The sequence below is a fragment of the Streptomyces sp. NRRL F-6492 genome (assembly GCF_001280125.1).
Taxonomy (GTDB): domain Bacteria; phylum Actinomycetota; class Actinomycetes; order Streptomycetales; family Streptomycetaceae; genus Streptomyces.
Window position 1 is genome coordinate 1 of the sequence record NZ_LGEG01000110.1, and the last position, 904, is coordinate 904.

Here is a 904-nt window from a genome sequence, read left to right on the forward strand (position 1 = left end):
CGTCAACCAGGACGGCGCCAGCAACGGACTCACCGCACCCAACGGACCCTCCCAAGAACGCGTCATCCGCCAAGCCCTCACCGACGCCGGCCTCACCACACACGACATCGACGCCGTCGAAGCCCACGGCACCGGCACCCGCCTCGGCGACCCCATCGAAGCCCAGGCCCTCCTCGCCACCTACGGCCACCACCGCACCACCCCCCACCCCCTCTACCTCGGCTCCCTCAAATCCAACATCGGACACGCGGTCGCCGCAGCGGGTGTCGGCGGGGTCATCAAAATGGTGCAGGCCATGCGACACGGCATCCTGCCGAAGACGCTCCACGTGGACGAACCCACACCGATGGTCGACTGGACGGCAGGAGCGGTCGAACTCCTCACCGAGGAGAGGGCATGGCCCGAGACGGGGGCGCCTCGCCGGGCCGCCGTCTCCGCGTTCGGGGTCAGCGGGACGAACGCACATGTGATCCTCGAGCAGGCTCCGTCCGAGGCCGACTCCCCCAACCCCTCGCCGCCCACACCGGCATCCGAGCCGAAGGACCGCCCCCTGCCCCTGCTGCCGTGGCTGCTGTCGGCGAAGAGCGAGCAGGCCCTTCACGCCCAGGCGGAGCGACTGGACGACTTCCTCACCCGCAACCCCACCGCCTCACCCGCCGACATCGCCTGGTCCCTGGCCACCACACGCACCACCCACCCCCACCGCGCCGTCATCCTCGGCAGCGGCATTCAGCAACTGCAGGACCGTGTAAGGGATTTGGCCGCCGGACAAACGGGGCCCGACATCATCACCGGAACCTCAGCACCGGGGAAGACGGCGTTCCTGTTCACCGGACAGGGCGCCCAGCGGATCGGCATGGGCATGGAACTCTACGAAGCGTTCCCCGTGTTCGCCGAAGCCTTC

The 904-nt window shown here is 69.2% G+C and carries 1 protein-coding gene; it reads left to right on the forward strand.

Annotated features, from left to right (window positions below):
- Positions 1–904, forward strand: a 904-nt coding sequence (locus ADL08_RS10445; protein ID WP_199836985.1) for a ketoacyl-synthetase C-terminal extension domain-containing protein, incomplete at both ends; no start/stop codon positions are given.